At 42.8% G+C, this 6,692-nt stretch carries 8 protein-coding genes; 7 read left to right on the top strand and 1 reads right to left on the bottom strand.

Annotation, left to right across the window (positions count from 1 at the left end; genetic code table 11):
- The 7 genes from PF479_RS03470 to PF479_RS03440 all read left to right on the top strand — a co-directional run.
- Window positions 1-681 (top strand): extracellular solute-binding protein (locus PF479_RS03470; protein ID WP_298002257.1); only part of this gene is annotated, 681 nt, incomplete at its 5' end.
- A 73-nt stretch (window positions 682-754) separates the two neighbouring features.
- Complete coding sequence (locus PF479_RS03465) at window positions 755-1,642, top strand: carbohydrate ABC transporter permease (RefSeq protein ID WP_298002255.1); 888 nt, start codon at window positions 755-757, stop codon at window positions 1,640-1,642.
- Entirely contained in the window at window positions 1,632-2,501 is an 870-nt protein-coding gene (locus tag PF479_RS03460) for a carbohydrate ABC transporter permease (protein WP_298002253.1), read from the top strand. Before PF479_RS03465 ends, PF479_RS03460 begins: the two co-directional genes overlap by 11 nt.
- A gap of 5 nt (window positions 2,502-2,506) precedes the next feature.
- Window positions 2,507-3,862, top strand: a complete 1,356-nt coding sequence (locus tag PF479_RS03455) for an FAD-dependent oxidoreductase (RefSeq protein WP_298002251.1) — start codon at window positions 2,507-2,509, stop codon at window positions 3,860-3,862.
- Between the two features lie 32 nt (window positions 3,863-3,894).
- Window positions 3,895-4,938, top strand: coding sequence for a LacI family DNA-binding transcriptional regulator (locus PF479_RS03450; RefSeq protein WP_298002250.1), 1,044 nt, complete (start codon window positions 3,895-3,897; stop codon window positions 4,936-4,938).
- A gap of 206 nt (window positions 4,939-5,144) precedes the next feature.
- Complete coding sequence (locus PF479_RS03445) at window positions 5,145-5,369, top strand: VOC family protein (RefSeq protein ID WP_298002248.1); 225 nt, start codon at window positions 5,145-5,147, stop codon at window positions 5,367-5,369.
- 14 nt (window positions 5,370-5,383) lie between these two features.
- Window positions 5,384-6,175, top strand: coding sequence for a nitroreductase family protein (locus PF479_RS03440; protein WP_298002247.1), 792 nt, complete (start codon window positions 5,384-5,386; stop codon window positions 6,173-6,175).
- Between the two features lie 159 nt (window positions 6,176-6,334).
- Here the strand turns inward: PF479_RS03440 and PF479_RS03435 are convergent, their stop codons facing one another.
- Window positions 6,335-6,541, bottom strand: a complete 207-nt coding sequence (locus PF479_RS03435; RefSeq protein WP_298002246.1) for a DUF6290 family protein — start codon at window positions 6,539-6,541, stop codon at window positions 6,335-6,337.
- Window positions 6,542-6,692: the final 151 nt, after the last annotated feature.

Genomic DNA, 6,692 nt, shown 5'->3' with positions numbered 1-6,692 from the left:
ATTGATGGAGCCGCATACAGCAGCCGTGTCTGGCACAATCTTATTCCTATGATCAGAGGATATGGTGGCGATGCCTGGGAACAGAATGGAAATGTTACCATTAATTCACCTGAAGCTGTCAAAGCAGTGCAGCTCTTTCATGACATGGTTTACAGGGATAAAAGTGTTGTTCCTCCTGGAGATCTCAGCGATTTTTATGCCGGAAGTGCTGCAATGACAACAGGACAAATCAGTCGTGTTTCAAAGTTGAAAGATGTGACCTGGGAATGGGATATTGCTCCTCTGCCTCAAGGACCTGCCGGGAGCACTAGTTCAAACACAATAGGCCAGGCTGCGGTTGTCGCCTTTTCTGCCGGGAAACACTCTGAGGCAGCCAGTGCCTTTGTTGCCTTCATGACCAATAAGAAAAATGTGGCACAAATGGCAAAGTACTGGCCTCCAGCTAGAAAGTCCATCATGGATTCCTCCGAATTTGTAACGGGAAACCCCGATATTTCTATGGAAAGCATGATCAGTACGGTCATACCCGGACTCAAAACAGGACAGGTTCTTCCCTACCATGAAAAGTTTCCTCAGATCTCTCTGGCTGCTACCGGTGAATTTGATCGGCTTTGGAATAAAGATGCGGATGTCAAATCCATTCTAGATGATCTTGCAAAAGCCATAAAAGCACAGATGTAAGGATTTATCAGGGAAGATTCCTGGCTGTACCAGGTTCTTTCCTGATAAAATTAAAAATATATCAGGGGATGAAATGACCGGAATTCACAAAAAAAAAGTAACACCTTATATTTTTATAGCCCCTCAGATGGTTGGATACCTTCTGTTTGTATTAGGTCCGCTCATTGCTGTACTTGTTTACAGCTTTCAGGACAGAAATCTATTAACAGGAATCAATCAGTTTGTGGGTCTTCAGAATTTTTCAAAAATGTTTCGCCATGATCCCATTTTCTGGAAAACCATAGGGAATACAATCACCTTTTCCCTGGGACAGGTACCTCTCAATATACTATTGTCTTTAGCCATTGCCATTATGTTATCCAGGCAGTTTCGGGGTGTGGGGTTCTTCAGAACACTCTTTTTCTCACCTGTTGTTACTTCTGCTGTCGCCTGGGCGATTGTCTGGAAATTTCTCCTTCAGGGAGGAGAACAGGGGGCAGTCAACGCTTTATTGGGAATCATCGGTATTCAGGGGCCGAACTGGCTGTTTGAACCGGGTTGGGCCATGTTCAGCGTCATCATCAATAGAGTTCTCAAAAATCTGGGAATGAATGTGATTATTTTTCTGGCTGCAGTTATGAATCTTCCTCAGCATTATTATGAGGCAGCCCGGATCGATGGGGCAGGAAGAATCAGGATCTTTCTTCAAATCACGGTCCCTCTTTTAATGCCGACACTTTTAATGGTTACCATCATTACAGTCATCGGATCGTTGAAAGTCTTTGATACCATCCTCCTTCTCACTGCAGGAGGACCAAGCAATTCTACAATGGTCCTGGTGTACTACATCTACTATCAGGCATTTCAGTTTTTTCAGTATGGATATGCCAGTGCTGTCGCATTGGTACTCTTTGTCTTTGTATTAGTTTTGACGGCGATTCAATGGAGTACCCGCAAAAGGATCAGTCATTATGAAAATTAGTAATCCCGTATCCTTCAACAGGTCGACAATGACCCGCATGGCTCCAAAAATAGGTCAGTATATTATTCTGACGCTTCTTGTGATTCCCTTTGTCTATCCTTTCTGGTGGATGATGATCAATTCATTGAATACTCCTGATCAGATTTTTGGTATGCCTCGTTTACTCCCCGTCAGCTGGAAGTGGAGTAACTACACAGAAGCTTTTGCATATCAGCCTTTTGCAAAGCAGTTTTTGAACAGCCTCTACATTGCCTCTCTGGTGACAATGGGGAATCTATTCATTTCAGGCCTGGCTGGATATGCCTTTGCCAAGATGAAGTTCAAGGGAAAAAATGTATTATTTCTTCTTCTGCTTAGTGCTCTGATGATGCCGATTGAAGTCACTCTTATACCAAACTTCTTTTTTATGAAAAGCCTCTCCCTCATAGATACACATATTCCTCTGATTCTCATTCCTATTTTCGGGGCTCAGGGTGCTTTTACCACTTTTATGACAAGGCAATTTTTTATAACGATTCCGGATGAACTGGAAGAGGCGGCAAATCTGGATGGATTAACACCATTTAATACGTTTGTAAAGATAATTGTTCCCATTTCTACTCCTGTTTTCAGTGCTACAGCCATACTCTCATTTTTGTACAGCTGGAACAGTTTTCTGGAACCACTTGTTTTTAATGACAACATCTCTCTTTTTACAATTCCCCTGGCTCTTGCCAATTTTAATGATTCCTATGGATTACCTCAGTGGCACCTTCAGCTGGCTGCAGCGACAGCCTCTGTTCTGCCAATATTGATTGTCTATGTCATCTTTCAGAAAAAAATAATCAACGCTATGGCTTTCTCTGGGCTGAAAGGATGAAAACAGTGAAGAACGATTTTGATTTAATTATAGTGGGCGGTGGCATCTCCGGTGCTATAGCCGGGATTTCAGCTGCCAGAGAGAATATTAAGACTCTGATCATTGACCAGAACGGATTTCTGGGAGGAATGCTCACCGGAGCTGGTGTCGGGCCGATGATGACTTTTCATTCCGGCAGTGAACAGGTTATTCAGGGAATTACGGGGGAACTCATAGATCGCTTGAAGAAGGAGAATCTATCCCCGGGGCATCTCTTTGATACGACGGGTTATACATATACGGTAACTCCCTTTGACCTGGAAGGAATGAAATGGGCCCTGGAATCCATGTTTCTTGAAGCGGGGGGACATCTTTTGTACCATACCATGCTGGCCGATGTTCAACTGGATTCTGGTATGATACAGAGTTTAACCATCTGCAACAAAGGAGGATTATCAACAATAAAAGGCTCCTATTATATCGATGCTACGGGGGATGCTGATCTTTCAGCCTGGTCCGGAGTGGAGTGCACAAAAGGCCGTGAATCCGATGGAATGAGTCAGCCATTGACAATGAAAGTGCGGATGTATGGTGTTGATATGAGTAAGGTCAGAGGCTATATACATAGTCATCCAGAGGAGTTTCCCCGTTTAAAGGGTGATACGAGCATCATTGATAAGGCCGAGAGGCTGTCTATCGGAGGTTTTGTACAAACCCTCAAGAATGCCAGGGCCTCGGGTGATTTTACCTTTACAAGAGAAGATATCCTGTTCTTTGAAACTAATAATCCCGGTGAAGTTATCATTAATACATCCCGTATTACCGGCTTGGATTCAACAAATCCTTTTGATTTATCAAAGGGGGAAGTGGAAGGTCGAAAGCAGGCTCATGAGCTGGCAAGGTTCTTCAGGAAGTATATTTCAGGTTTTGAAAATGCAGTTTTAGAGTTTACCGGTCCTTCCATTGGAATCCGTTCGTCCAGACAGATCGAAGGTTTGTACAGGATCACTAAAGATGATATTCTTGAAGGACGAAAATTTGAAGATGCTGTTGTTTGTAATGGTTATCCCATAGATGTTCATAGTCCAACAGGGGAAGATACTTTTAGCTCCCATCTTGCCTGGGGAGATTATTATACAATTCCCTACAGAGCCCTTGTAAATAAGCTAGTAGGAAATCTGATTACCGTGGGTCGTTGTATTTCCGGCGACTTTGAAGCACAGGCAGCCTTCAGGACTACTCCGGGAGCCGGAGCGATCGGTCATGCCGGAGGAGCAGCCTCAGTGATCGCTGTACGATCAAAGAAGTCATTTGCAGAACTGGATTACAAAGAGATTCAGGATCTTTTAAGGAAACAGAATGCCTTTCTTCCTTTGGATTGAGAGACATCAATGCCATTAAATTCAGGATATTAATGAAAAAGAAAACCAGTATAAAAGATGTTGCCAGGTATGCAGGAGTCTCTCCATCCACTGTCTCTGCTGTAGTCAATAACAATGTAGGAAAAGGAATAAGGGTCGGGAAGGAAACCCAGGAAAAAATTCGAAAAGCTGTAAAAGATCTGGGATATATGCCCAGTCCGGCGGCTCAAAGTCTTGTGACAGGGATAAGCCATATCATTTCAGTTTTTACATATGAGGCTGCATTTCCCTTTGCTGCAGAAAGTGAGTTTTATTCCTTTCTACTGGGTATAGAAAAGAAGGCGGAGATAACCGGGTTTGACCTGCTCCTGATAACAAATAAAAAATTCAGAACAGAAACGGACAGACAGGAACAGGTCGATTTAAATAGACTTAAGCTGGGAGATGGCGGCATCCTGATAGGAATAAAAAGACATACTGAAACACTTCTGCGTCTCATTGATGATGGTTTCCCCTTAGTTTTTATCGGACGAAGGGATATGATGGGCCGGAAAGTAAATATGGTGAACTATGATTATGATTCAATTATTTTTGAACTTGTAAAATACAGCTATAATCTAGGTCATAAGAAGGTTTCTTACATACGGAAACTGGGGAACCAGGAACCATATGAAGACCGTCAGAAGGCCTTGAATACCAGCATGGACTATTGGCCGGAACTGAGTTGCAGGACAATCATTCTTGAGGATTCATTGACTTCCATGGATATTGAAGCATGTATGTCACAAGGAATTACTTTATTTTTTCTGGAGAGGAAATCTCTGGCGATAAGGCTTCAGGAATTATGCAATGAAATGGGACTGACTCTGGGGGAAGATATTTCTGCTGTACTTCTCGAAGATCAATGGTTTTCTTCTGATATACAATGGACATGCTGGAGCAATGTGAGGGACGAACTTGGAAAAATGTCCGTTGCTTTACTGAACGATATCATATCCGCTGTCTCAAATGAACCGATCACAAGACGAATTGTTCCTGATCTTGTAAAGGGTGAGACAATCCGGAGTATTTCCTTTACTCTCCGTTCAAAATCCTGATTTCATCCAGCATGGCTTCCTGGTTCTCCCAGGGGACTTCCGGTTCCAGAACATGAGTCGGTCCCACAACAAGACCGCCCTTGTCTCCGCAGATCCTGACAAGATTCCTGACGGCGGCTCTGATATCATCGCTTGATCCGAAGGGAAAGGTAGTTTGGGTTCCGATACCTCATCATCTTATACGTTAATTAATAACAGGAGAGAATATGAAAATTGATCATATCGTGATATGGACACAGGACCTTGAAAAAATCCGCCATTTTTATGAGTATTACTTTTCCGCCAGGTCCCATCAGAAATATACTAATACTGCTGATATTTTGCAAAAAGATGGATTTGTTATATCCGACGGACCCCGAAAAACGGGTGACGGTTATTATGAATCCGCAGTACTTGATCCCGATGGAAACCGTCTGGAATTGACAGTCTGAGAGGAGATGTCATCATGAATAAAACCATGAAACTTATCAACAACAGGAAATCCCTGCGTCAATACGCAGAGGATGGTGTCAGCAGGGAGCAGAAAGACAGCATCATCCAGGCTGCCATGCGTGCACCCACTGCAGGGAATATGATGCTGTATACCATGATTGAGGTAGAGGATCAGAGCCTGAAAGACCGTCTGGTGGTGACCTGTGACCAACAGCCCTTCATCGCTAAATCTCCCTTTGTCCTCCTTTTTTTGGCAGACTATCAGCGGTCTTTTGATTACTTCCTGGCATCTGATGTGGAAGGATTTTGTCAGGAACAGGGCCGAACATTGAGGCATCCCGAAGAGGGTGATTTTCTTTTAGCCTGCTGTGATGCTCTGATTGCGGCTCAGAATGCCGTTGTGGCCGCCGAATCCCTGGGGCTGGGTTCCTGTTATATCGGGGATATCATGGAGAATTATGAAGAGCACCGCAGGATGTTTAATTTGCCGGATTATGTCTTTCCCATCACCATGCTCTGCTTTGGTACTCCCCCCGGCATGTATAAAGATCAAAAGCCTCAGATTCGTTTTGAACAGGAGTTTGTGCATTTTAAAGATTCCTACAGGCGGCTGGACAGTGATGATTATGGCAGGATGTATGCTCCCATGATCAAGGCCTTAACCCAGGGGATTCAGTACAAAAATGGTGCTCGAAACCTGGGGCAGCATACATACACCCGTAAATTTGACAGTGATTTCAGCAGAGAAATGAGCCGCTCCGTCAGAGAAGCCCTCAAGGTGTGGCAGAAAGGTGGTCCTCCTTGATCCTGCATACCCGCAGTTAACGACAGGTACAACTCATTTCTTATGACCCCCCATTTCATTCCCACTATTAAAAAGTCTGGTTGGATATGGCAAGTGCTTTAAACTATTTTCTGACAAACAAGATTTAGGCTGAATTTTCTTCTTCTTTGCCATGAATAGTTAATTCAGTAAATCTTCCGCAGAAATAAATTCTGGGTTTTCTTTGTTTTCAATATGATCTTCAATAAATTTAATATCCTGTATGTCTTCATATAACTCATACATAGATTTTTTGAATAGAGATGATTTATCTTCGTGAAAATATTCTGATAAAAAGGCAAGGATTTTTTCCTCGTCTTCATTTAAACGAACACTGATTACGGCCATTTTCTGTAAACCTCCGATCTTTTAGTGATTGCATGGACATAAAAATCTTGGTCTTCTATAGTAAATACTGCTCTATATTTTCCTTTCCGTAATCGAAAATACTCTTTTGGTGAATTCGTTTTCAATTGTTTGATATCAAAGAGATTTAAGT

It is taken from the genome of Oceanispirochaeta sp., assembly GCF_027859075.1.
Taxonomy (GTDB): domain Bacteria; phylum Spirochaetota; class Spirochaetia; order DSM-2461; family DSM-2461; genus Oceanispirochaeta.
Note: the sequence above shows the minus strand (reverse complement) of the source record. Positions and strands in the feature narration are given on the sequence as shown.

What these genes read in the sequence shown, in the direction of transcription:
- PF479_RS03465 (WP_298002255.1), top strand. Translation starts at nt 755, where the DNA reads ATGACCGGAATTCACAAAAAAAAAGTAACACCTTATATTTTTATAGCC.
- PF479_RS03460 (WP_298002253.1), top strand. Translation starts at nt 1,632, where the DNA reads ATGAAAATTAGTAATCCCGTATCCTTCAACAGGTCGACAATGACCCGC.
- PF479_RS03450 (WP_298002250.1), top strand. Translation starts at nt 3,895, where the DNA reads ATGAAAAAGAAAACCAGTATAAAAGATGTTGCCAGGTATGCAGGAGTC.
- PF479_RS03445 (WP_298002248.1), top strand. Translation starts at nt 5,145, where the DNA reads ATGAAAATTGATCATATCGTGATATGGACACAGGACCTTGAAAAAATC.
- PF479_RS03440 (WP_298002247.1), top strand. Translation starts at nt 5,384, where the DNA reads ATGAATAAAACCATGAAACTTATCAACAACAGGAAATCCCTGCGTCAA.
- PF479_RS03435 (WP_298002246.1), bottom strand. Translation starts at nt 6,541, where the DNA reads ATGGCCGTAATCAGTGTTCGTTTAAATGAAGACGAGGAAAAAATCCTT.